This is a genomic window from Nocardioides sp. JQ2195, from assembly GCF_012272695.1.
Taxonomy (GTDB): Bacteria; Actinomycetota; Actinomycetes; order Propionibacteriales; family Nocardioidaceae; genus Nocardioides.
The window spans coordinates 2757977-2780490 of the sequence record NZ_CP050902.1 but is presented as its reverse complement, the minus strand read 5'-3'; the positions used below and the strand labels follow the sequence as shown (position 1 = coordinate 2780490).

Genomic DNA, 22514 nt, shown 5'->3' with positions numbered 1-22514 from the left:
GACCGGGTGATTCGTCGCGGCTAGGCTGCCGTCATGGCAAAGATCGTGGTGGCCGACGACGACGAGGACATCCGTGAGCTCGTGGCCTTCAAGCTCAGGCAGAACGGACACGACGTCCGATCGGTCGGTGACGGGGCCGCGGCCGTGACCGCCTGTCTCCAGGAGCTCCCCGACCTCGCGTTGCTCGATGTGATGATGCCGGGCATGAGTGGGCTCGACGCGGCTCGTGCGCTCCGCCAGGAGCAGGCGACGGCCCGGCTGCCGATCATCATGCTGACCGCGCGGGCGCAGGAGTCCGATGTGGAACAGGGGTTCGCGGTGGGCGCCGACGACTACATCACCAAGCCGTTCTCCCCGCGGGAGCTCGCATCCCGGGTGGCCGCAGTGCTGGCACGGAGCGGTAGGTGACGTTCCTCCTCTGGACGGTCGTGTGGTTCCTCGGGGCGTCGATCGTCGCCGTGGTGGCCCTCGTGGTGCTGCGGGTGACCACGGATCGTCGGGCGGCCCGGCTCCAGCAGGAGCATGCCGTCGTGCGCGAGGTCGTGCTGTCGTTCGTGATGGGGGAGGACGACGAGGTGGAGAGGGCCCGGGACCGCATCGTCGGCATGCGGGGTGGCGAGTGGGACCGCACGGAGTCCCAGATCTTCAGTCTCCTGCCCAAGGTGCGCGGGGAGACGCGTGAGCGGCTGGTCGCCGTCGTGCGCGAGCGCGGGGCGGCACAACGGGCTCGGCAGCTGGTGCGAAGCCGGTCGGCCGTGATCCGCTGTCGTGGGGCCCACCGGCTGGGCGCGCTCCGCGACCCCGGCGACGGACCGGTGCTGGCCACGTTGCTCGACGACCGGCAGTTCCTGGTCAGACGAGTGGCGCTGCGGGCGCTGGGCAGCATCGGAGACCCGACGCGCGTCCCAGCCGTGCTGTCGTGCGCCGACGAGCCAGCGATGACCAGGGACGTCGTCTCCGCCCTGCAACGCATGGGCATCGAGGCGTCGCCCGAGCTGCGCCGCCAGCTCGAGACGGCGCTCCGGACCGACCACGACCACGATCGTGTCGCCGAGGTCGCGGCCATCGCGCTCGGGCTGATCGGTGACACCGTCGCGGTCCCCTTGCTGGTGCAGGCTCTCGCGGCCCGCGACGGTGCGGTCCGGGTCGCTGCCGCGACGGCGCTCGGCGCCATCGGTAGCCAGGTCGCCGTTCCGGCGTTGGTGGAACAGCTCGACAGTGACGACGACCGGTTGCGCGAAGTCGCCGCGCGGGCCCTCGGCGAGATCGGTGACGTGCGGGCCGCAGCCGCCCTCTCCCGAGCCCTGATGGCCTCGCCGCGGTTGGCCGCCCGCGCCATCGCAGCAGCCCTGCTGCGCCTCGGGGAGGCCGGTCGTGCGGAGCTGCGGGCCCACACGTCGCCCTACGCCGGCGAAGCCCTCGCCGTGGACGCATTGAGGAGTGCCGCCCGATGAGCTGGCTCCAGGTCTTCCCTGCTCTCGTCGAGGCGATGGGCTGGTTCTTCATCGCCTACTCACTGATGATCAACACCAGCTTCCTGGTCCTCACCGTGCTGGCTGTCTCCGACTTCATCGGCCATCGACGGCGGGCCGAGTTCGCGGCGTACGACGAGTCCTTCGGCGAGCCGCTGGCGCGGGGCGTGTCCGTCCTGATGCCGGCCTACAACGAGGAAGCCACCATCGTCGAGTCGGTCCGGGCGATGCTGTCGATGCGCTACCCCGACTTCGAGATCGTCGTCGTCGACGACGGCTCCAAGGACGCAACCGTCGCCGTGCTGATCGAGGCGTTCGACCTCGTCGAGGTGCCGCTCGTCGTGGATGACGCGGTGCCGACCGAGAGCGTCGTCGAGGCCACCTACCTCTCACGCCAGGGCAACAACAACCTCGTGCTGGTGACCAAGACCAACGGCGGAAAGGCCGATGCGCTCAACGTGGGCATCAACCTGGCCCGCAAGGAGCTGGTGTGCATGGTCGACGCCGACTCCCTCCTGGACCCGGACTCGTTGCTGCACGTCTCCCGCCCGTTCGCGGACGATCCGGAGAAGGTGGTCGCCGCCGGGGGAGTGATCCGGGTGGCCAATGGTTCGAGCGTCCGGCGTGGACGGGTCACCGACGTCCGCATGCCGCGCCGGTGGTTGGCCAGGGTGCAGGTCGTCGAGTACCTCCGCGCGTTCATGATCGGTCGCGCCGGCTGGTCGGCAACCGGCGGACTGTTGATCATCTCGGGTGCCTTCGGCATCTTCCGCAAGGACGTCCTCTTCGAGGTCGGCGGACTCGCGACCGACTGCATCGGTGAGGACGCCGAGCTGGTGGTGCGCATCTATCGCTGGATGGGCGACATCGACCACGACGGCCGAGTGGTCTTCGTCTCCGAGCCCGTGGCCTGGACCGAGGCCCCCGAGGACCGGAGCGTCCTGGCCAAGCAACGACGGCGCTGGCACCGAGGCCTGGCCGAGATCCTCGGTCGTCACCGCGGTATGTTGCTCCGCCCCAAGTACGGCGTGATCGGGATGATCACCATGCCCTGGTTCGTCCTCTTCGAGCTGCTGGCACCGTTCCTCGAGCTCTTCGGGCTGGCCTACTTCCTGGTCGTCCTGGGCCTGCTCGGGCTGGAGCACCTGGACTGGCTGGGAGGACACGACCTGGTCGATCTGTGGCTGGTGGTGCTGCTGCTGGCGGTGTCGATCCTCTACGCGTTCCTGCTCACCCTGGTGGCGCTGCTGGCCGAGGAAGTGTCCTACCGCCGCTACAGCGGGGTGCGCGACCTGCTGCGTTCGATCCGGGGCGCCGTCGAGGAGAACTTCGGTTATCGCCAGCTGACCGCCTGGTGGCGAGTCGGGGGTGCGATGGAGGCGGTTCGCAAGTCCACGCCGGACTGGGGCGACATGAAGCGGCGCGGATTCGGAGGCTCGGACTGATGGCCGACAAGCCGAGCACCGTGGCCTCACTCGTCACCCGAGCGCTCGCCCCGATCCTTCTCCTCATGATCGTCCTCGGGGTCCTCGGTGTCATCGGGGTCTACCGGACCAACGCCACCGTGAACCACGTCCTTGATGACGTGGCGCCGGGCATCGCAGCCAACCGGGAGTACCTCCAGGTGATGACCGATGCCGAGACCGGGGTGCGCGGGTGGGTCATCCAGGGGAAGCCGAGCGCCCTGCAGCCCTATCGGCGTGCGCTGGTGAGGTTGCCCGAGGTCACTGCCTCGCTCCAGGGCTTCGCGGACCTGAAACCGGGCCTGGGTGAGCTCATCGACAGGCAGAGCGAGCTCAGCGAACGCTGGTTGACTGTCTACGCGCGCCCGCGTCTCGCCGCCGAGCCCGGCGACGACGGTTACGACCGGAGGAAGTTCGTCCAGGGCAAGCGTGCCTTCGACGAGCTGCGCGCCACGAACGCGCGCATCGACGCCTCGTTCGACGACGAGGCGGATGAGGCGCGCCACACCGCACGCCTCGCCTACCGGCGGGCGGTGGTCGCGGTCGTCGTGCTGACCGTGCTGGCCGCCCTGGTCGGCTGGGTGCTGGCCAGACGACTGAGACGACGAGTCGCAGATCCTCTCAGGGAGCTGGAGAGGACCGTCCACCTGCAGGCCGCAGGGGACATCTCGGCCCGGGCCCGGGTGTTCGGCCCGAGCGAGGTGGCCGCTGTCGCCACCGCGTTCAACGTCCTGGCCGAGGAGAACGAGCGGGCCCAAGCAGTGGAGACCGAGTCCAGTGCACGACTCCTCCAGCTCGATCACGCGAAGGACGACTTCGTCTCCAACGTCTCCCACGAGCTGCGCACTCCGCTGACCAGCATCAAGGGCTACCTCGAGCTCCTGCAGGAGACGTGTGGGCCGGTCGAGGGCACCGAGCAGATGTGGCTCGTGGTCAACCGCAACGTGCACCGCCTCGGGTTGTTGATCGAGGACCTGCTCGCGCTGGCCAACGTCGAGTCCCGTGACACCACCCTCACCGAGGTCCACCTGGACGAGGTCGTCGACGACGTGGTGACCGATCTGCGCATCGCGGCATCCAACCGCGACATCGACTTCGTCCTCGAGCTCCCCGGTTCGCGGGTGCCGGTGCTGGCCGACAAGATCCAGGTCATGCGCGCCGTCCTCAACGTGGTCTCCAACGCGGTGAAGTTCTGCCGGGCCGGGGGCCGCGTCGAGGTGCGCCTGGTCAATGACGGGCAGGAGGCGACGCTGACGGTCCGCGACAACGGCATCGGGATCCCCGCAGGCGAGCTTCCCCGCCTCGGGTCACGCTTCTTCCGGGGGACCAATGCGGTCGACCTCCAGATCGGTGGCACCGGTCTGGGGATCCGCATGGTCCAGACGATCGTGGCCAAGCACGGCGGACGGGTCAGCATCGACTCCGTCCAGGACGAGTACACCGTGGTGACGATCCAGCTCCCCGTGCGCGGGGGGTCGTACGACGGGACGGAGCCGGTGCGGGACTGACCCACCGCCGGGTCGGAGCCCATCACACCGGCAACGGCCACTGCGGCGGCCTCGGGGGAATAGCCCGATTGGCGGGTTGGTTGACCACGGTGGCACACTTGTGCGCTGGTTCCGGTTCACGTCCCACATCCGGTGGTGGCGACCCGGCGACTGTCAAAGAGTGAGGGCATCATGCAGAAGGACATTCACCCCGAGTACGTCGAGACCCAGGTGACCTGCACCTGTGGCAACTCGTTCACCACCCGCAGCACCGTCACGAGCGGCTCCATCCACTCCGACGTCTGCTCCGCCTGCCACCCGTTCTACACGGGCAAGCAGAAGATCCTCGACACCGGTGGTCGCGTGGCCCGCTTCGAGGCCCGCTACGCCAAGGCCGCCAAGAAGGCCGACAAGTAGCTTCCACAGGACGCCGGTCCCCGCATGCGTGCGGGTGACCGGCGTCCTGCATTTGTCTGACTGTCGCCCTTCCGTCCCTGCCCAGAGGAGTCCGCCCGTGTTCGAGGCCGTCGAGGGTCTGCTCGCCGAGCACACTGCCATCGAGTCGCAGCTGGCTGCTCCCGAGACCCATGCCGACCAACGGCTCGCCAAGCAGCTCAACCAGCGTTACGCCGAGCTGTCGTCGATCGTGCGCACCTGGCGGGAGTGGCACGAGCTCGGTGATGACCTCGAGGCCGCGCGCGAGCTGGCCGCTGAGGACTCGGCCTTCGCCGAGGAGGCCGAGGCGCTCACCGTGCGCCGGACCAAGGTCGAGGAGCACCTGCGCCACCTCTTGGTGCCCAGGGACCCCAGCGATGCCAAGGACGCAATCCTCGAGGTCAAGTCCGGCGAGGGTGGCGAGGAGTCCGCGCTGTTCGCCGGGGACCTGCTCCGCATGTACACCCGCCATGCCGAGCAGCGTGGCTGGAAGACGGAGGTCCTCGACTCCACCCCGTCCGACCTGGGCGGCTTCAAGTCGGTCACCGTCGCGGTGAAGGCCAAGGGCACGCCCGAGCCGGGGGAGGCGCCGTACGCGCTCCTCAAGTTCGAGGGGGGTGTGCACCGGGTGCAGAGGGTCCCGGTCACCGAGTCCCAGGGACGCGTGCACACCTCGGCTGCCGGCGTGCTGGTGATGCCCGAGGCCGAGCAGGTCGACGTCACCATCGATGACAACGACCTGCGCATCGACGTCTTCCGCTCCAGCGGCCCCGGCGGCCAGAGCGTGAACACCACCGACTCCGCGGTGCGGATCACCCACCTCCCGACGGGCATCGTGGTCAGCTGCCAGAACGAGAAGTCGCAGCTGCAGAACAAGGAGTCCGCGATGCGGATCCTGCGGGCCCGGATGCTCGCGGCCGCGGAGGACGAGGCCAACGCCGAGGCCAGCGAGGCCCGGAAGTCGCAGGTCCGCACGGTGGACCGCTCCGAGCGGATCCGCACCTACAACTTCCCGGAGAACCGCATCTCCGACCACCGCACGGGATACAAGGCCTACAACCTCGACACCGTGCTCGACGGGGAGCTCGGGCCGGTGATCGACAGCTGTGTCCAGGCCGACCTCGCCGCGCGCCTCGAGGCCCTCGAGCAGTGAGCAGTGCAGTCCGGCAGAGCCTGAACGAGGCCACCGCGACGCTGCGGGACGCGGGCGTGGCGAGCCCTGACTTCGACGCAGCAGAGCTGCTCGCGTTCGTGCTCGACACCCGCCGAGCACTGTTGCTGATCAGTGCTCCGCAGCCGACTCCCGCCCAGCTCGAGCAGTACGCCGACCTGGTCGCCCGCCGTGCCCGTCGCGAGCCGCTGCAGCACCTGACCGGTGTCGCGGCCTTCCGTCACGTCGAGCTCGCCGTGGGGCCGGGCGTCTTCGTCCCCCGCCCGGAGACCGAGCTGCTCGCCGGGTGGGCCATCGAGCAGGCTCGCTCCCTCGTCGGTCGAGTGGCCGGCGAGGAACCAGCCGGCGTGTCGGGACCCCCGGTCGTGGTCGACCTGTGCACCGGCTCCGGCGCGATCGCGCGAGCCGTCGCCGACGAGGTACCCACCGCCCGGGTGTACGCCGTCGAGCTCGACGAGGGCGCCCACCGGTGGGCCGAACGCAACCTCGACGGCACCGGGGTGGAGCTGCGCCACGGCGACATGGCCGATGCGTTCGACGACCTGGTCGGCACCGTCGACGTGGTGGTCTGCAACCCGCCGTACATTCCCCTGGAGGCATGGGAGTCGGTGGCGCAGGAAGCGCGTGACCACGACCCGCACCTGGCCCTCTTCTCCGGTGACGACGGGCTGGTGGCCATGCGTGTGCTCGAGCGGCGTGCTGCGCTGCTGCTGCGCAGCGGGGGTGTGGTCGGCGCCGAGCATGCCGACGTGCAGGGCGATTCCGCCCCGGAGGTGTTCACCGCGACCGGACGGTGGAGCGAGGTGCGCGATCACCCCGACCTGGCAGGTCGTGCGCGCTTCGTCACGGCGAGGCTGGCACGATAGCCCCGTGAAGTACCCGATCACCGACGAGTCCGAGCGCGAGTCAGCAGTCGAGGCTGCCACGGTCGCCGTACGCAACGGGGACCTCGTCGTGTTCCCGACCGACACGGTCTACGGACTGGCCGCGGACGCCTTCTCCGAGGAGGCGGTGCGGTCGCTCCTGGCCGCCAAGGGTCGTGGTCGCGAAATGCCGCCACCCGTCCTGGTGAGCACGGCGACCACCCTCGATGCGCTCGCGGTCGAGGTGCCGGCCTGGGCGAAGGCCCTCGTCGAACGCTTCTGGCCCGGCCCGCTCACCGTCGTCTGCAAGCAGCAGCCGTCGCTCAGGTGGGACCTCGGTGACACCCGCGGCACCGTGGCGGTGCGGATGCCCGACGAGGCAGTGGCCCTGGCGGTGCTGGAGCGCACCGGCCCGCTCGCCGTGAGCTCGGCCAACCTCACCGGCCAGCCGGCCGCGCTGGACGCCGACAGTGCCGATGACATGCTGGGGGACAAGGTCGCGGTGATCATCGACGGCGGTCGCTCGCGTGGTGAGGTGCCGTCGACGATCGTGGACGCGACCGGCGAGCAGGGCCGCATCCTGCGGCGTGGCGCGATCTCGCTCGACGAGCTCAACGAGGTGCTCGAACCGCTCGGCGCGTCCATCACGGACGAGGGCTGAGGGCATGCCGCCCTCCTCCGCGCTGTCGGGCCACGGCCCTGCGGGAGACGTGGCTGATGCGTGAGTACCTCCTGGTCTTCCTCGTTGCCGCCTCGGTCACCTACCTGCTGACCGTGATCGCCCGCGAGATCGCGTTGCGCCTCGGTGCGGTCGCGCGGGTGCGTGACCGCGACATGCACGTCATCCCGATCCCGTACTTCGGCGGGCTGGCCCTGCTGGGCGGGCTGACCGCGGCGTACTTCGTCGCGAAGCAGCTGCCGTTCCTCTCCCTCAGCGCCCCGAACGTGTTCCGCGACGCCGGGGTGGTGCTGGTGGCCGGTGCCCTGATCTGCATGGTGGGCGTCCTCGATGACCTGGTGGAGCTGGATGCACTCACCAAGCTGGGCGGCCAGGTGCTCGCCGCCGGCTTCCTGATCGCCTTCGGCGTGCAGTACCTCTTCTTCCCGGCTCCGGGCGGTGGCCAGTTCTCGGTGGACCAGTCACAGTCGGCGCTGCTGACGGTGCTGACCATCCTGACCACGGTCAACGCGGTCAACTTCATCGACGGTCTCGACGGGCTCGCTGCGGGGGTCGTCGGCATCGGCGCCGGCGCGCTGTTCGTCTTCTGCTACCAGATCGCCAACCTGAACGGGCAGTCGTTGGGAGTGACCGGTGCCCTGCTGAGCGCCGCGCTCGCCGGGGCCTGCTTCGGCTTCCTGCCCCACAACTTCTACCCGGCGCGACTCTTCATGGGCGACAGCGGGTCGATGCTGCTCGGGCTCTTCCTCTCGGCGTCCGCTCTGACCCTCTCCGGGCAGTTCTCGGCGACCGACGTGACCCGGGGAGGGGGGGGAGCCCAGGCCAGCCTGCTGCCGACGCTGCTCCCGATCATCGTGCCGCTCTCGATCCTGATCGTGCCCTTCGCCGACCTCGTGCTCGCGGTGATCCGACGCACCCGCCGGGGCGAGATGTTCTACCAACCGGACAAGCAGCACCTGCACCACCGGATGCTCGAGATCGGCCACTCGCACCGACGAGCCGTGCTGATCATCTGGTTGTGGACCGGGCTGATCGGCTTCGGCACCGTCCTGGCCAGCCTCTACGCGACCACGTGGACCTGGGTCGGGCTGGTGATCTGGTTCGTCTCGACGGTGGGGCTGACCTTCGTGGTGCCGCGGGTCAAGGGCCTCGACCCGGTGGTGGAGTAGCCCGGTTGGCGCCCCGTCGGGACTTTGTGCTACTTTTCACAAGCGTTCGAAGAGCGCTCGAAAAGCCCTGATTCCCAACGCCCTGATTCCTAGAGAACGGCCGCCATCATGACGACCGAGTCGAAGCGCAACACCGCCAGTGGCGGATCTGTGCTCCTCGGGGCGGCAGCCGGGGCCCTTGCGCTGGGCGTGCTCGCCAGCCTGGTCGGTGCCCTCGTGTCCGGCTCCGCCGCGGCGTACGGCGCCCTGGCCGGCACCGTGATCGTGGTCCTGGTGTTCGCCGGGGGAGCGTCCCTGGTCAACCTGGTGGCGGGCATCAACCCCGCGGCGTCGCTCCTGATCGCGCTGCTCACCTATGCGTTGCAGGTGCTGCTCATCGGGATGATCTTCTTCGCCATCGCCGAGTCGGGACTCGTCGGTGACGTGCTGGCTGCGGGTTGGCTGGCCGGTGCCGTCATCGTCGGAACGGTCGGCTGGATGCTCTGCCAGATCGTCCTGACCACCCGTCTGCGCCTGCCGGCCTACGAACTGACGGATGCGGGTGCGCGATGAACTTCCACGACTGCTATTGTCCGGTTCGCGATGGCTCAGCAGAAACCTCCAACCGCGCACCCCGCCAACACCTCCGATCAGCCACAGGGCGACCCGTGGCACGCCTTCGGATACATCGTGGCCGGCGTGTTCGTCTACGGAGCGCTCGGCTGGGGCCTGGATCGCTGGCTGGGCACCACCTACCTGGTGGCCATCGGGATCCTGCTCGGAGCAGTGTTCGGGATCTACATGACCTGGGCCCGATTCAGACCACCGCCAACAGACCAGAAGTAGCAGAGCTGCCGACACAGGAGACACCGTGAGTTCTATCGCGACGTCCGTGACTCGCGCCGACGGCTTCACGCCGCCGGGCCCGGGAGACTTCAACCTCCCGCCGATCGGTCCGGACAAGACGTTCGAGTTCCTCGGGCAGGAGATGTTCCTCGGCGTCACCAAGCCGATGATCCAGCTCGTGCTCGTGGCCGGAGTCGTCTTCCTCTTCTTCTGGGCCGCCTCGCGCAAGCGTGCCATGGTGCCCGGACGCCTCCAGTTCATCGGGGAGCAGGGCTACGGCTTCGTCCGCAACTCCATGGGCCGCGACATCATCGGCAGCAAGGACTTCGCGCGCTACACGCCATACCTCTTCGCGTTGTTCTTCTTCATCCTGATCAACAACTTCCTGGCCAGCATCCCGTTCTTCCAGTTCCCCACGTTCTCCCGCGCCGGGCTGGTCTACAGCCTCGCGGCGATGAGCTGGCTGGTCTACAACCTGGTCGGCATCAGGAAGCACGGCTTCCTCGGCTACCTCAAGCTGATGTGTGTGCCCTCCGGCGTCAGCCCGGCGATGTACCCGCTGCTGATCCCGCTCGAGTTCATGTCGAACATCCTGGTCCGCCCGGTCACGCTGGCCCTCCGTCTGTTCTGCAACATGTTCGCCGGTCACATGCTGCTGATCCTCTTCGCCCTCGGCGGTGAATACCTCATCGTCGAGATGGCCGGGGCCTACTCGGTCGTCGGCGTGCTTGCCTGGGTGCTGTTCATCGTGATCTCGTTCCTGGAGCTGCTGATCCAGTTCCTGCAGGCCTACGTGTTCGTCCTGCTGAACGCGATGTACATCCAGGGATCGCTCGCCGACGAGCACTGATCCACCTCCGGTTCACCCGCACCACCCAGCACTTGTCCCACCCCAGTTTTCCAACAAGGAAATAACCGAAAGGAACAAGCCGTGCTTGCTATGGCTATCGAAGGCTCCGCGAACATGATCGGCTACGGCCTCGCCGCGATCGGCCCCGGTATTGGTATCGGTCTGATCTTCGCCGCCTACATCAACGGTGTCGCCCGTCAGCCGGAGGCCCAGGGCCGCCTGCAGACCATCGCCATCCTGGGCTTCGCGCTCGCCGAGGCACTCGCGATCATCGGTATCGCCCTCGCGTTCGTCCTCTGACCCAGACTGACGTAGGACCCGGAAGAAGGACCTGCCCATGCAGACACTGACCATCCTCGCCTCGGGCGAAGGTGAGCTGAACCCGCTCATCCCTCACCCGATCGAGATCGTGCTCTCGTTGGTCGTCTTCGGCCTCCTCTTCTTCGCCGTGAAGAAGTGGGTCGTGCCGAACTTCGAGGCGACGTACGCCGAGCGCACGTCGGCGATCGAAGGTGGCCTCGCGGCCGCCGAGACCAAGCAGGCCGAGGCTGACGCCAAGCTGGCCGAGCTCGACCGCCAGCTCTCGGAGGCCCGGCACGAAGCCGCGCGCATCCGTGAGGAGGCACGTGAGCAGGGCGCCACGATCGTGGCGGAGATGCGGGAGCAGGCCCAGGCTGAGTCCAACCGCATCGTCGAGCACGGCAAGGCACAGATCGAGGCTGAGCGCCAGCAGGCGGTCACCTCGCTCCGGGCCGAGGTCGGCACCCTCGCGACCGGCCTGGCCGGTCGCATCGTCGGGGAGAGCCTGGATGACGAGGTTCGCCAGAGCCGCGTCGTCGACCGCTTCCTCGCCGAGCTCGAGGGAGCCAACTGATGTCCATGCGTGGAGCCTCGGCCGATGCACTGGCCGCACTGTCGACGGAGCTGGAGAGCCTGCTCTCCGGTGACGCCGACGCCGTACGGGTCGGCGACGACCTGTTTGCGGTGGCTCGCCTGGTCCGCCAGGACGGTGCGTTGCGCCGGGTCGCCACCGACCCGTCGCTTCCCGCCGACGCCAAGCAGGGCCTCGCGCAGGACCTCTTCGGTGGCAAGGCCAGCGATGCCGCACTGCAGCTCGTCAAGAGCGCCGTGGGTCGTCGCTGGACCCTCAACCGCGACCTTGCCGACGCCATCGAGCGCCTCAGCGAGATCGCCATCGTGCGGTCCGCCGGCAACGACAGCGGTCGCCTCAGCGACGAGCTGTTCGCCGTGGGGCAGCTGGTCAGGGACAACTCCGACCTCCGTGACGGACTGTCCGACCCGGCCCGCAGCACCGAGGACAAGTCGGCGCTGATCGACAACCTCCTCGGGGGCAAGACGCTGCCGGCCACGGCAACCCTGGCCAAGCAGGCCCTGGGTGGCAGCTACCGGACCGTCTCGGCTGCGCTGGCGCAGTACCAGCAGGTCGCCGCCGAGGTGCACAGCCAGAGCGTGGCCGAGGTGCGCGTGGCTCGACCACTCTCCGAGGCCGACCGCACGCGACTGAGCGCCGCCCTGGCCCGCCAGTACGGCCGCGAGATCCACCTGAACGAGGTCGTCGACCCCGACGTGATCGGCGGTCTCCGCGTGGAGATCGGTGACGACGTCATCGATGGCACCGTTTCCAGCCGGCTCAGTGACGCCGGCCGCAAGCTCGCCGGCTGAACCCAGTGCGGCACCTGAACCGAACCGAGCAGATTCAAGATAAGGAAGTGTGATGACGGAGCTTTCGATCCGTCCGGACGAGATCCGGGACGCGCTGCAGCGCTTCGTGTCGGACTACAAGCCCGAGACCGCCAGCCGTGAAGAGGTCGGCCTCGTTGCCGAAGCCGGCGACGGCATCGCCCGCGTCAGCGGCCTGCCCTCTGTCATGGCCAACGAGCTGCTCGAGTTCGAGGACGGCACCCGTGGCCTGGCCCTGAACCTCGACACCCGCGAGATCGGTGTCGTCGTGCTGGGTGACTTCGACGGCATCGAGGAGGGCCAGACGGTGCGTCGCACCGGCGAGGTCCTCTCGGTCCCCGTCGGCGACGGCTACCTCGGCCGCGTGGTCGACCCGCTGGGCAACGCCATCGACGGCCTGGGTGACCTCGAGACCAGCGGTCGCCGTGCCCTCGAGCTCCAGGCGCCCGGCGTCATGGAGCGCAAGTCGGTGCACGAGCCCCTGGCCACCGGCATCAAGGCGATCGACGCGCTGACCCCGGTCGGCCGCGGCCAGCGCCAGCTGATCATCGGTGACCGCGCGACCGGCAAGACCACGATCGCCATCGACACGATCATCAACCAGAAGGCCAACTGGGAGTCCGGTGACCCGGACAAGCAGGTGCGCTGCATCTATGTCGCCATCGGCCAGAAGGGCTCGACCATCGCCTCCGTGCGTGGCGCCCTCGAAGAGGCCGGCGCGCTGGAGTACACGACGATCGTCGCGTCCCCCGCGTCCGACAGTGCTGGCTTCAAGTACCTCGCCCCCTACACCGGCTCGGCCATCGGCCAGCACTGGATGTACGACGGCAAGCACGTCCTCATCGTCTTCGATGACCTGACCAAGCAGGCCGAGGCCTACCGCGCCGTGTCCCTGCTGCTGCGTCGCCCGCCGGGCCGTGAGGCCTACCCGGGTGACGTGTTCTACCTGCACAGCCGTCTCCTCGAGCGCTGCGCGAAGCTGTCCGACGAGATGGGCAAGGGCTCGATGACCGGCCTTCCGATCATCGAGACCAAGGCCAACGACGTCTCGGCGTTCATCCCGACCAACGTCATCTCGATCACCGACGGCCAGATCTTCCTGCAGTCCGACCTGTTCGCGGCCAACCAGCGCCCGGCCATCGACGTCGGTGTGTCGGTCTCCCGCGTGGGTGGTGCCGCGATGACGAAGGCCGTCAAGGCCGTCACCGGTTCGCTCAAGGTCGACCTGGCGCAGTTCCGCGCGATGGAGGCGTTCGCCATGTTCGCCTCCGACCTCGACGCGGCCTCGCGCCAGCAGCTCGACCGTGGCCAGCGCCTGATGGCCCTGCTCAAGCAGCCGCAGTACTCGCCCTACCCGATCGACGAGATGACCGTCTCGTTGTGGACGGGCACGTCGGGCCGCCTGGACAAGGTGCCCACCGACGACGTGCTGCGCTTCGAGAACGAGTTCCTCGACTACCTGCGTCGCTCGCACGACGGCATCCTTGCCGGCATCCGCGAGTCCCAGAAGTTCGAGGACTCGACCGAGGACCAGCTCGCTGCGGCGTACGACTCCTTCCTCGACCAGTTCGAGACCTCGGACGGCCAGTCCATCAAGGCCGGCACCGAGACGCACGAAGCCCTCGAGGACGAGGACGTCGAGCAGGAGCAGATCGTCAAGCAGAAGCGGGGCTGACCGCACGTGAACATCGATCCTCAGACGAGCGGCGGAGGTGATCTCTGATGGCTCTCTCAGTGCGTGAGTACCGCGCGCGGATCAAGTCGACGGAGTCGATGAAGAAGATCACGCGCGCCATGGAGCTCATCGCTGCGTCCCGCATCATCAAGGCGCAGCAGCGGGCGCAGGCGGCAGCGCCGTACGCCCGTGAGCTGACCCGTGCGGTCTCGGCGGTGGCGTCGTTCTCGAACGTCGACCACGCCCTGACCACCGAGGTGGAGAACCCCACGAAGGCCGCGGTCCTCATCGTGACGAGCGACCGTGGTCTGGCCGGGGCCTACTCCTCGAGCGTCCTCAAGGAGGCCGAGCGCCTCATCGAGAAGCTGCGCGGCGAAGGCAAGAAGATCGACGTCTACATCTCGGGACGCAAGGGTGAGGCGTACTTCAAGTTCCGCGGTCGCCCGATCGTGCAGAGCTGGACGGGCTTCTCCGACCAGCCGACGTACGACGTGGCGCACGACATCGGTGAGACGCTGATCCAGGCGTTCCTCAACGACGACGAGACCGTGGCGGACGAAGGCGTGGCCCCCGGTGCCGACGAGGTGCACGTGGTCTACACCCGGTTCCGCTCGATGCTGGTCCAGGAGCCCACCGCGGTGCGGCTGCTGCCCCTGGAGGTCGTCGAGGGAGTCGAGGCTCCCGAGGAGTCCGAGCTGCTGCCTCTCTACGAGTTCGAGCCGTCGCCTTCCGACGTCCTCGACTCCCTGCTCCCGCGCTACGTCCAGAGCCGGATCTTCTTCGCCCACCTGCAGGCCGCCGCTTCCGAGCTGGCAGCACGTCAGAAGGCGATGAAGGCCGCAACCGACAACGCGGACGAGCTCATCAAGAAGTACACCCGTATTGCCAACCAGGCCCGTCAGGCCGGCATCACCCAGGAAATCAGCGAGATCGTCGGTGGCGTGAATGCCCTCGCCGACGCCAACGCCGGCCAAGACTGAAGCGGAGAAGTGAGAGAAATGACTGCGACTACCACAGAGTCCACTGAGACCACCGCGGGTGGTGTCGGGCGCATTGCCCGCGTCATCGGCCCGGTTGTGGACATCGAGTTCCCGACCGACTCGATGCCCGGCATCTACAACGCGCTCACGTGCGAGTTCGAGCTGAACGGCGAGACCAAGACCATCACGCTCGAGGTCGCCCAGCACATCGGTGACGGCATGGTCCGTGCCATCTCGATGAAGCCCACCGACGGCCTGGTCCGTGGCGGCCAGATCATCGACACCGGTGAGTCCATCACGGTGCCGGTGGGCGACGTCACGCTCGGTCGCGTGTTCAACACGACCGGTGACTGCCTGAACCTCGAAGAGGGCGAGACCCTCGAGGTGAACGAGCGGTGGGGCATCCACCGCAAGGCACCTGCCTTCGACCAGCTGGAGTCGAAGACCCAGATGTTCGAGACCGGGATCAAGGTCATCGACCTGCTCACGCCGTACGTCCAGGGTGGAAAGATCGGCCTGTTCGGTGGTGCCGGTGTCGGCAAGACCGTGCTGATCCAGGAAATGATCGCCCGTGTGGCCAAGAACCACGGTGGTGTGTCGGTGTTCGCCGGTGTCGGTGAGCGCACCCGTGAGGGCAACGACCTCATCGTCGAGATGGAGGAGGCCGGCGTCATCGGCCAGACCGCCCTCGTCTTCGGCCAGATGGACGAGCCGCCGGGCACGCGTCTTCGTGTCGCCCTGTCAGCGCTCACGATGGCGGAGTACTTCCGCGACGTGCAGAACCAGGACGTGTTGCTCTTCATCGACAACATCTTCCGGTTCACGCAGGCCGGCTCCGAGGTCTCCACCCTGCTGGGCCGGATGCCGTCCGCCGTGGGCTACCAGCCCAACCTCGCCGACGAGATGGGTCAGCTCCAGGAGCGGATCACCTCGACGCGTGGTCACTCGATCACCTCGATGCAGGCGATCTACGTGCCGGCTGACGACTACACGGACCCGGCCCCGGCCACGACGTTCGCGCACCTCGACGCCACCACCGAGCTCTCGCGAGAGATCGCCTCGCTCGGTATCTACCCGGCCGTCGACCCGCTGACGTCCACCTCGCGGATCCTCGACCCGCAGTACATCGGCAACGACCACTACAACACCGCGGTCCGCGTCAAGCAGATCCTGCAGCGCAACAAGGAGCTGCAGGACATCATCGCGATCCTCGGTGTCGACGAGCTCTCCGAGGAGGACAAGGTCATCGTCTCGCGGGCCCGTCGCATCCAGCGGTTCCTCTCGCAGAACACCTACGTCGCCAAGCAGTTCACCGGCATCGAGGGCTCGACCGTCTCCATCGGCGACACCATCGAGGCATTCACCAAGATTGCCGACGGCGAGTACGACCACGTCGCCGAGCAGGCCTTCTTCATGTGCGGTGGCCTCGATGACGTCGAAGCCAAGTGGGCCGAGATCCAGAAGAGCCTGTGATGAGTGACGACACCCTGCAGGTCGAGCTGGTCTCAGCCGACCGCCTGGTGTGGTCGGGCGAGGCCAGCCAGGTCCGCGCCCGCACCACGGAAGGCGACGTCGGCATCCTGCCGAACCACGCTCCCGTGCTCGCGTTGATGGTCCACGGCGTCGTCGACGTCACCACGACCGACAACGAGACCTGGGTCGCGGCCGTGGACTCCGGGTTCCTCTCGGTGGCCAACAACCGGATCTCGATCCTGGCCGAGCACGCCGAGATGGCTCATGACATCGATCTGGAGAAGGCCAAGGCCGATCTGGAGCGGGTCAAGAAGTCCGGGGAGCTGCTCGAGGACGCCGAGAACGCGCTCGAGAGTGCGTGGGCCGAGGCTCGCATCAACGCAGCCGAACGGGCCTCCTGACAACTCAATGATCCCGACCGTTAGAGTGTCGCCACCCGGCACTTCTGAGGAGGGATGAATGCCACTGTGGCAGTGGATCGTCGACGTGCTCGGCGTTGTCCTCCTCGCTGTCGTGGTCTTCGGCGTCGCCCTCGTCGTACGCCGTCGCGTGCTGTCCCGCAACGGCGGCACATTTGAGCTCAGTCACCGCGCCCGGTCCGCAAGGACCGGGCGCGGTTGGGTTCTCGGCCTCGGTCGCTACTCAGGCGAGACCCTCGAGTGGTTCCGGATCTTCTCCCTGTCGCCGCGCCCGCGGCACAGCTGGTCGCGCAACCAGCTGGTCTACCGGGGTCGCCGTGATGCCGAGGGCATCGAGCAGATGTCGCTCTACGCCGACCACCTCATCGTGGCCGTCGAGACCGACACCGGGCCGCTGGAGTTCGCGATGAGCCAGAGCTCCCTGATGGGCTTCCAGTCCTGGCTGGAGGCGGCCCCACCCGGCGCTGACTGGACCCACAAGCGGCCACGCCGCTGAGGTCCACGTCGCGGGCACGGCCCTGCTGGCCACGCCACTCCGGAGTCCCTGAGGGCGTCCGCTAGGGTCGCCTCGAACCCGACTCCGGACGCCGTCAACCAGCGAGGACGACCATGCAGGGCTCCGCCATCGAGATCAACGCACTCACCAAGGACTTCGGCTCCGTCAGGGCGGTCGACACGTTGAGCTTCACCGTCGAGCCGGGGGTGGTCACCGGATTCCTGGGGCCCAACGGCGCCGGCAAGACGACCACGCTCCGCATGCTCCTCGGGCTCGTGGCACCCGACAGCGGCACGGCGACCATCGGCGGTCACGCGTACGCCGACATCGAGCGCCCCGCGGCGACGGTCGGCGCGGCGCTCGAGGCCGCCAGCTTCCACCCGGGACGCACCGCCCTGGACCACCTGCGAGTGCATGCCCCGCTCGTCGGGGTGTCGGACCGACGGTGCCGTGAGGTTCTGGGCCATGTCGGGCTGGGTGCGGCGTCCGATCGCCGGGTCGGCGGCTTCTCCCTCGGCATGCGGCAACGCCTCGGGCTGGCCACCACGCTGCTCGGGGACCCCGGCGTACTCGTGCTCGACGAGCCGGCCAACGGCCTCGATCCCGAGGGCATCGTGTGGCTCCGGGGGTTCCTGCGTCACCTGGCGCATGACGAGGGGCGCACGGTCCTGGTCTCCAGCCACGTCCTCGGTGAGGTGCAGGCCACCGTCGACAACGTCGTGGTGATCGCCGGGGGAAGGCTCGTCCACGAGTCTCCGTTGGCGGACCTGGTCGCGATGGCCGCCAACAAGGTCAAGGTGGTCACGCCCGACGTCGAGGGGTTCGTGCGGTTGGTCCGGGCCCGCGGATGGGCCCACGAGACGGTCAGCGGCGGGCTCATGGTGACGGGGCCCGGCCCCGCCGAGGTGGGGGCCGCAGCCCATGGCGACGGCCTGGAGATCCACGGGCTCTCGGGCGAGGGGATGGGCCTGGAGGAAGTCTTCCTGAAGCTGACCGACCCACGGCGGGGAGAGGTGGCAGCATGATCGCGACCCTGAAGAGCGAGTGGCGCAAGGTCCTCACCACCAAGCTGTGGTGGGTGCTGGCGTTGGTGATGTTCGTCTACATGGCGTTCCTGGGCGGTGTCCTCGGCTTCTCCTTCGTGCAGTCCCCGGAGCAGGCGACCGGCGGCGCAGGGGGTGGCGGCGTGATGACTGGGCTCGAGGCTGCGCAGGCGACCTACACCATCGGTGCGTCGCTCGGCTACGTGTTCCCGTTGATCGCGGGCGCGCTGGCGATGACGGGGGAGTTCCGGCACCAGACGATCACCCCGAGCCTGCTGTTCCAACCCCGGCGTTCGGTTCTGCTCGGCGCCAAGCTGCTGGTCAACCTTGCGATGGGCCTGTTCTACGGCGTGGTCGGAACGCTCGGCGCGATCGCGGGCGGCGCACCGTTGCTGGGCACGATCGGTGACGGTCTCTACCTCGACAACAGCGAGGTCCTGGGCAACATCTTCTTCTCCGTGATCGCGTTGGCGATCTGGGCGGTCATCGGGGTCGGACTGGGCACCCTCCTGCCCAACCAGGTGGCCGCGATCGTGGTGATCCTCGCCTTCACCCAGTTCGTCGAGCCCATTCTGCGGATCGGGCTGGCGGCCGGTGGTGAGGCGGCTGATCTCGCGGCCCTGACGGAGGCAGCCAAGTTCCTGCCCGGCGCGGCTGCGGAGGCGCTCGCCGGGTCATCGTTCTATGCGGCATCCGGTCTGGAGCTGCTGGGTCGTTGGCCCGGTGCCGTCGTCCTGGTGGCCTACGCGGTCCTGTTCGCGCTGATCGGGCGCTTCACCACCCTGCGCAAGGACGTCACCTGAGTTGACCGGCGCCTGGTCTGACCGGGGCTTGGTCTGACCGGGGCCTGGTCTGACCGGGTTCGCCAGCCGCCGGCGCACGAGCCGGTTGTGTCGGTCGCGCCCGGTCGGGCGTCAGGAACCCGCGGTTCGCGTCAGCGCTCGCCGCCGGGCACCCAGAGGACGTCCCCGTTCTCCCGGTTGGCGTGGCGGGCCAGGATGAACAACAGGTCCGAGAGACGGTTGAGGTACTTGATCGCCAGCACGTTCATGGTGTCCTCGTGCTCGGTGAAGGCCAGCCAGCCGGCCCGCTCCGCACGGCGTACGACGGTGCGCGCGACATGGAGGTGGGCCGCGCCGGGGGTGCCGCCGTTGAGGATGAAGGAGCGCAGCTTCTCGAGCGGTTCGTTGAAGTGGTCGCACCAGCCCTCGAGCCGGTCGACGTACTCCTGCTCGACGCGCAGCGGCGGGTACTCCGGGTTCTCGACGATCGGGGTGCAGAAGTCGGCGCCGACGTCGAAGAGGTCGTTCTGGATCGTGGTGAGGACGGTGGTCACCTCTTCGTCGAGGTTGCCCTGGGCCAGCGCGACCCCGATGAACGCATTCGCCTCGTCGACCGTCGAGTAGGCCTCGAGACGCAGGTCGTTCTTCGAGGTGACACTCATGTCGCCGAGTCGGGTCTGGCCGGCGTCGCCGGTGCGGGTGTAGATGCGGGTGAGGTTGACCATGCTGACGAGGGTAGTGGGCTCGCCCGTGCCGGGGATCGACGGGCCGAGCGGGCTCCGGGACCGGTAGTCACACCAGCCTCATGTGTCACATACCGGACGCCTTCCGGACTGAACGTCCGCCCAAGGGGTACTGGCGGAAAGAAGTGGATTTCCCGCGGTTTTGGGACAACGCTTTGGGTGTGTCACACGTCATGGTCAGTGGAACCATGCGTCACAGTCAGTGAGCAGCAGTTGTCGAGGGTGACCATCGGGGGTCACCAATGAGGAGGCGAACATGGACATCGTCAGCGACGGATCCACGCTCGTTCTTGCTGGCCAGTTCGACGTCCGGAGCACCTTGGAGGTCCGGGCCGCGATCTACGACCACCTCGCGTCCACGGTTGACGACGTCGTCGTCGATCTGACCGAGGTCACCACTGTGGACCTCACCGCGCTGAAGGTGCTGGCGGTGGCCACGCGATCGGCCGCGCGCGACGGGCGACACCTGCGCCTGCGCGGGTGCGGCCCGGCAGTGCGTCGCCTGCTCCACCTGTCGCACCTCTTCCGTCTCGTCGACGTGGAGCGTGAGCCGATCTCCGCCTGACGGAGAGACGATCCGGCTCGGTCGTCGGCCCCCCCGGGTCCTGGTCGCACACGGCCACCCGGGCGATGTAGCCAGGCCCACACGTGAGATCAGTGTCCGAAGGCTGGACTTCGCTCTAGGCTCCTCCCATGAGCAACTCTGGAGAGAACCCGGTGGCCAAGGATCGTCCCTGGGTCATGCGCACGTACGCCGGCCACTCGACCGCCGAGGCGTCCAACGCGCTCTACCGCAACAACCTCTCGAAGGGCCAGACCGGCCTGTCGGTGGCCTTCGACCTGCCCACGCAGACCGGCTACGACCCCGACTCGCCCCTCGCCCGCGGTGAGGTCGGCAAGGTCGGGGTGCCCGTTCCGCACATGGGGGAGATGCGCAAGCTCTTCAAGGACATCCCGCTCACGGAGATGAACACCTCGATGACCATCAACGCGACGGCCATGTGGCTGCTCGCGATGTACCAGGTCGCCGCTGAGGAACAGAACCCCGAGCTCGACCCGGCCGAGGTCGCCAAGCAGCTCGCCGGCACCACCCAGAACGACATCATCAAGGAGTACCTCTCCCGGGGGACCTACGTCTTCCCGCCCGAGCACTCCCTGCGGCTGATCAGCGACATGATCGCCTACACGGTGAACCACATCCCCAAGTGGAACCCGATCAACATCTGCAGCTACCACCTGCAGGAGGCCGGGGCCACGCCCACACAGGAGCTGGCCTACGCCCTCGGCACCGCGATCGCCGTGCTCGACGCGGTCAAGGACTCGGGCCAGGTCTCCGACGACGACTTCGAGAAGGTCGTCGGTCGCATCTCGTTCTTCGTCAACGCCGGTGTCCGCTTCGTCGAGGAGACCTGCAAGATGCGGGCCTTCGTGCAGCTGTGGGACGAGATCACCAGCGAGCGCTACGGCGTCCAGGACCCCAAGATGCGACGGTTCCGCTACGGCGTCCAGGTCAACTCCCTCGGGCTGACCGAGGCGCAGCCGGAGAACAACGTGCAGCGCATCGTGCTCGAGATGCTCGGCGTGACGCTGTCCAAGAACGCCCGCGCCCGCGCCGTCCAGCTCCCTGCGTGGAACGAGGCGCTCGGCCTGCCGCGGCCATGGGACCAGCAGTGGTCGCTGCGGCTGCAGCAGGTGCTGGCCTTCGAGTCCGACCTGCTCGAGTACGAGGACATCTTCGACGGCTCCCACGTCATCGAGGCCAAGGTGAACGCGCTGGTCGAGGGTGCCAAGGCCGAGATGGACCGGGTGCAGGCGATGGGCGGGGCGATCCCTGCCGTCGAGTCGGGCTACATGAAGTCCGAGCTGGTCTCCGCCCACGCCGCCCGCCGCGCCCGGATCGAGTCGGGCGAGGAGAAGATCGTCGGGGTCAACAGCTTCGAGACCACCGAGCCATCGCCGCTGACCGCGAACCTGGACGAGGCGATCATGACCGCCGACCCGGGTGCCGAGGCGGCCGCCAAGGCCTCGGTCGAGGCCTGGAAGTCCGAGCGCGACGAGCAGGCCGTCGCCGACGCCCTGGCCGAGCTGGCCGCCGATGCCAAGTCCGACGCCAACCTGATGGAGTCGACCCTGGCCGCTGCCCGCGCCGGCGCCACCACCGGCGAGTGGGCCGGCACGCTGCGCGAGGTGTTCGGCGAGTTCCGTGCGCCGACGGGTGTCTCCGGCGCGGTCGGCGTTGCCGACGCCGGTGCCGAGCTCGCCGCCGTGCGCGACCGGGTCAAGGCCACGGGCGAGGAGCTGGGTGGACGCCTGCGCCTCTTGGTCGGCAAGCCCGGCCTCGACGGCCACTCGAACGGCGCCGAGCAGGTCGCCGTGCGCGCCCGGGACGCCGGCTTCGAGGTGATCTACCAGGGCATCCGGCTGACGCCCGAGCAGATCGTGGCGGCTGCCGTCGCCGAGGACGTGCACTGCGTCGGGCTCTCGATCCTGTCGGGCTCGCACATGGAGCTGGTCCCGGCGGTCCTGAAGGGTCTCGAGGAGGCCGGCATGGGTGACGTCCCCGTGATCGTGGGTGGCATCATCCCGGACTCCGACGGCAAGGCGCTGATCAGGAGCGGGGTCGCCGCGGTCTACACGCCCAAGGACTTCGGCCTGACCGAGATCATGGGTGGCATCGTCCAGGTGATCCGTTCGGCCAACGGGCTCGACTGAGTCCCGTCGGAGCCCGGCCGGGCCGCCCAGTGCGATCTGCGTCACAGTAGGTGAGGCAAGCCTTAGCTGGCTTGCT

Annotated in this window: 25 protein-coding genes; 24 read left to right on the top strand and 1 reads right to left on the bottom strand. The window is 68.3% G+C overall.

Features of this window, described 5'->3' with window-relative positions; genetic code table 11:
* Nucleotides 1–33: 33 nt before the first annotated feature.
* The 22 genes from ncot_RS13135 to ncot_RS13030 all read left to right on the top strand — a co-directional run bounded on the left by ncot_RS13135 (nt 34) and on the right by ncot_RS13030 (nt 19004).
* On the top strand, nt 34–408 hold the full coding sequence (locus ncot_RS13135) for a response regulator (protein ID WP_168618021.1): 375 nt from the start codon (nt 34–36) through the stop codon (nt 406–408).
* Nucleotides 405–1454 carry a HEAT repeat domain-containing protein gene (locus tag ncot_RS13130; RefSeq protein ID WP_168618020.1) on the top strand — a complete coding sequence of 350 codons (1050 nt, stop codon included), beginning with the start codon at nt 405–407 and terminating at the stop codon, nt 1452–1454. Before ncot_RS13135 ends, ncot_RS13130 begins: the two co-directional genes overlap by 4 nt.
* Nucleotides 1451–2917 (top strand): glycosyltransferase family 2 protein, encoded by a 1467-nt coding sequence (locus tag ncot_RS13125; RefSeq protein WP_168618019.1) that lies wholly within the window; start codon nt 1451–1453, stop codon nt 2915–2917. Before ncot_RS13130 ends, ncot_RS13125 begins: the two co-directional genes overlap by 4 nt.
* Nucleotides 2917–4443: an ATP-binding protein gene (locus tag ncot_RS13120; RefSeq protein WP_168618018.1), complete on the top strand. Its 1527-nt coding sequence runs from the start codon at nt 2917–2919 to the stop codon at nt 4441–4443. Before ncot_RS13125 ends, ncot_RS13120 begins: the two co-directional genes overlap by 1 nt.
* 171 nt (nt 4444–4614) lie before the next feature.
* Nucleotides 4615–4839 carry a 50S ribosomal protein L31 gene (rpmE, locus tag ncot_RS13115; protein ID WP_168618017.1) on the top strand — a complete coding sequence of 75 codons (225 nt, stop codon included), beginning with the start codon at nt 4615–4617 and terminating at the stop codon, nt 4837–4839.
* 97 nt (nt 4840–4936) lie between these two features.
* Nucleotides 4937–6010 carry a peptide chain release factor 1 gene (gene prfA, locus ncot_RS13110; RefSeq protein ID WP_168618016.1) on the top strand — a complete coding sequence of 358 codons (1074 nt, stop codon included), beginning with the start codon at nt 4937–4939 and terminating at the stop codon, nt 6008–6010.
* Nucleotides 6007–6894 carry a peptide chain release factor N(5)-glutamine methyltransferase gene (gene prmC, locus ncot_RS13105; protein ID WP_168618015.1) on the top strand — a complete coding sequence of 296 codons (888 nt, stop codon included), beginning with the start codon at nt 6007–6009 and terminating at the stop codon, nt 6892–6894. Before prfA ends, prmC begins: the two co-directional genes overlap by 4 nt.
* 4 nt (nt 6895–6898) lie before the next feature.
* Complete coding sequence (locus ncot_RS13100; RefSeq protein ID WP_168618014.1) at nt 6899–7552, top strand: L-threonylcarbamoyladenylate synthase; 654 nt, start codon at nt 6899–6901, stop codon at nt 7550–7552.
* A 56-nt stretch (nt 7553–7608) separates the two neighbouring features.
* Nucleotides 7609–8739: an MraY family glycosyltransferase gene (locus tag ncot_RS13095; protein WP_168618013.1), complete on the top strand. Its 1131-nt coding sequence runs from the start codon at nt 7609–7611 to the stop codon at nt 8737–8739.
* A gap of 108 nt (nt 8740–8847) precedes the next feature.
* The gene (locus ncot_RS13090) at nt 8848–9291 is read left to right on the top strand and encodes a hypothetical protein (protein WP_168618012.1); all 444 of its coding nucleotides are present in this window, start codon (nt 8848–8850) and stop codon (nt 9289–9291) included.
* Between the two features lie 30 nt (nt 9292–9321).
* Nucleotides 9322–9564, top strand: coding sequence for an AtpZ/AtpI family protein (locus ncot_RS13085; RefSeq protein ID WP_168618011.1), 243 nt, complete (start codon nt 9322–9324; stop codon nt 9562–9564).
* Nucleotides 9565–9589: 25 nt separating this feature from the next.
* On the top strand, nt 9590–10414 hold the full coding sequence (gene atpB / locus ncot_RS13080) for a F0F1 ATP synthase subunit A (RefSeq protein ID WP_240937899.1): 825 nt from the start codon (nt 9590–9592) through the stop codon (nt 10412–10414).
* A 90-nt stretch (nt 10415–10504) separates the two neighbouring features.
* On the top strand, nt 10505–10714 hold the full coding sequence (atpE, locus tag ncot_RS13075) for an ATP synthase F0 subunit C (protein ID WP_057324598.1): 210 nt from the start codon (nt 10505–10507) through the stop codon (nt 10712–10714).
* Between the two features lie 37 nt (nt 10715–10751).
* Nucleotides 10752–11288, top strand: a complete 537-nt coding sequence (locus tag ncot_RS13070; RefSeq protein WP_168618010.1) for a F0F1 ATP synthase subunit B — start codon at nt 10752–10754, stop codon at nt 11286–11288.
* Nucleotides 11288–12097, top strand: coding sequence for a F0F1 ATP synthase subunit delta (locus tag ncot_RS13065; RefSeq protein ID WP_168618009.1), 810 nt, complete (start codon nt 11288–11290; stop codon nt 12095–12097). Before ncot_RS13070 ends, ncot_RS13065 begins: the two co-directional genes overlap by 1 nt.
* Nucleotides 12098–12149: 52 nt before the next feature.
* Nucleotides 12150–13790 (top strand): F0F1 ATP synthase subunit alpha, encoded by a 1641-nt coding sequence (gene atpA / locus ncot_RS13060; RefSeq protein WP_168618008.1) that lies wholly within the window; start codon nt 12150–12152, stop codon nt 13788–13790.
* A 47-nt stretch (nt 13791–13837) separates the two neighbouring features.
* Nucleotides 13838–14770 carry a F0F1 ATP synthase subunit gamma gene (locus tag ncot_RS13055; RefSeq protein WP_168618007.1) on the top strand — a complete coding sequence of 311 codons (933 nt, stop codon included), beginning with the start codon at nt 13838–13840 and terminating at the stop codon, nt 14768–14770.
* 18 nt (nt 14771–14788) lie between these two features.
* Nucleotides 14789–16243, top strand: a complete 1455-nt coding sequence (gene atpD, locus ncot_RS13050; protein ID WP_168618006.1) for a F0F1 ATP synthase subunit beta — start codon at nt 14789–14791, stop codon at nt 16241–16243.
* Complete coding sequence (locus ncot_RS13045; RefSeq protein WP_168618005.1) at nt 16243–16644, top strand: F0F1 ATP synthase subunit epsilon; 402 nt, start codon at nt 16243–16245, stop codon at nt 16642–16644. Before atpD ends, ncot_RS13045 begins: the two co-directional genes overlap by 1 nt.
* 58 nt (nt 16645–16702) lie before the next feature.
* Nucleotides 16703–17158: a DUF2550 domain-containing protein gene (locus ncot_RS13040; protein ID WP_168618004.1), complete on the top strand. Its 456-nt coding sequence runs from the start codon at nt 16703–16705 to the stop codon at nt 17156–17158.
* A gap of 113 nt (nt 17159–17271) precedes the next feature.
* On the top strand, nt 17272–18183 hold the full coding sequence (locus ncot_RS13035; RefSeq protein ID WP_168618003.1) for an ATP-binding cassette domain-containing protein: 912 nt from the start codon (nt 17272–17274) through the stop codon (nt 18181–18183).
* Nucleotides 18180–19004, top strand: a complete 825-nt coding sequence (locus ncot_RS13030; protein ID WP_168618002.1) for an ABC transporter permease subunit — start codon at nt 18180–18182, stop codon at nt 19002–19004. The genes ncot_RS13035 and ncot_RS13030 overlap by 4 nt, the downstream gene beginning before the upstream one ends.
* Before the next feature lie 131 nt (nt 19005–19135).
* On the opposite strand, the gene ncot_RS13025 is transcribed toward ncot_RS13030, so the two are convergent.
* Nucleotides 19136–19708: a cob(I)yrinic acid a,c-diamide adenosyltransferase gene (locus ncot_RS13025; protein WP_168618001.1), complete on the bottom strand. Its 573-nt coding sequence runs from the start codon at nt 19706–19708 to the stop codon at nt 19136–19138.
* Between the two features lie 274 nt (nt 19709–19982).
* On the opposite strand from ncot_RS13025, the gene ncot_RS13020 reads away from it, so the two are divergent.
* Together ncot_RS13020 and ncot_RS13015 are read left to right on the top strand one after the other, a co-directional pair.
* Nucleotides 19983–20291: an STAS domain-containing protein gene (locus ncot_RS13020; RefSeq protein WP_168618000.1), complete on the top strand. Its 309-nt coding sequence runs from the start codon at nt 19983–19985 to the stop codon at nt 20289–20291.
* A 128-nt stretch (nt 20292–20419) separates the two neighbouring features.
* Nucleotides 20420–22438: a protein meaA gene (locus ncot_RS13015; protein ID WP_168617999.1), complete on the top strand. Its 2019-nt coding sequence runs from the start codon at nt 20420–20422 to the stop codon at nt 22436–22438.
* Nucleotides 22439–22514: the final 76 nt, after the last annotated feature.

Bases quoted from the DNA above. Each gene is read 5' to 3' on its own strand.
- ncot_RS13125 (WP_168618019.1), top strand. From the start codon at position 1,451: ATGAGCTGGCTCCAGGTCTTCCCTGCTCTCGTCGAGGCGATGGGCTGG.
- ncot_RS13055 (WP_168618007.1), top strand. From the start codon at position 13,838: ATGGCTCTCTCAGTGCGTGAGTACCGCGCGCGGATCAAGTCGACGGAG.
- ncot_RS13040 (WP_168618004.1), top strand. From the start codon at position 16,703: ATGCCACTGTGGCAGTGGATCGTCGACGTGCTCGGCGTTGTCCTCCTC.
- atpE (WP_057324598.1), top strand. From the start codon at position 10,505: ATGGCTATCGAAGGCTCCGCGAACATGATCGGCTACGGCCTCGCCGCG.
- ncot_RS13120 (WP_168618018.1), top strand. From the start codon at position 2,917: ATGGCCGACAAGCCGAGCACCGTGGCCTCACTCGTCACCCGAGCGCTC.
- ncot_RS13095 (WP_168618013.1), top strand. From the start codon at position 7,609: ATGCGTGAGTACCTCCTGGTCTTCCTCGTTGCCGCCTCGGTCACCTAC.
- ncot_RS13030 (WP_168618002.1), top strand. From the start codon at position 18,180: ATGATCGCGACCCTGAAGAGCGAGTGGCGCAAGGTCCTCACCACCAAG.
- ncot_RS13090 (WP_168618012.1), top strand. From the start codon at position 8,848: ATGACGACCGAGTCGAAGCGCAACACCGCCAGTGGCGGATCTGTGCTC.
- ncot_RS13035 (WP_168618003.1), top strand. From the start codon at position 17,272: ATGCAGGGCTCCGCCATCGAGATCAACGCACTCACCAAGGACTTCGGC.
- ncot_RS13020 (WP_168618000.1), top strand. From the start codon at position 19,983: ATGGACATCGTCAGCGACGGATCCACGCTCGTTCTTGCTGGCCAGTTC.
- rpmE (WP_168618017.1), top strand. From the start codon at position 4,615: ATGCAGAAGGACATTCACCCCGAGTACGTCGAGACCCAGGTGACCTGC.
- ncot_RS13025 (WP_168618001.1), bottom strand. From the start codon at position 19,708: ATGGTCAACCTCACCCGCATCTACACCCGCACCGGCGACGCCGGCCAG.
- atpD (WP_168618006.1), top strand. From the start codon at position 14,789: ATGACTGCGACTACCACAGAGTCCACTGAGACCACCGCGGGTGGTGTC.
- ncot_RS13085 (WP_168618011.1), top strand. From the start codon at position 9,322: ATGGCTCAGCAGAAACCTCCAACCGCGCACCCCGCCAACACCTCCGAT.
- ncot_RS13135 (WP_168618021.1), top strand. From the start codon at position 34: ATGGCAAAGATCGTGGTGGCCGACGACGACGAGGACATCCGTGAGCTC.
- ncot_RS13045 (WP_168618005.1), top strand. From the start codon at position 16,243: ATGAGTGACGACACCCTGCAGGTCGAGCTGGTCTCAGCCGACCGCCTG.
- ncot_RS13070 (WP_168618010.1), top strand. From the start codon at position 10,752: ATGCAGACACTGACCATCCTCGCCTCGGGCGAAGGTGAGCTGAACCCG.
- ncot_RS13015 (WP_168617999.1), top strand. From the start codon at position 20,420: ATGAGCAACTCTGGAGAGAACCCGGTGGCCAAGGATCGTCCCTGGGTC.
- ncot_RS13065 (WP_168618009.1), top strand. From the start codon at position 11,288: ATGTCCATGCGTGGAGCCTCGGCCGATGCACTGGCCGCACTGTCGACG.
- atpA (WP_168618008.1), top strand. From the start codon at position 12,150: ATGACGGAGCTTTCGATCCGTCCGGACGAGATCCGGGACGCGCTGCAG.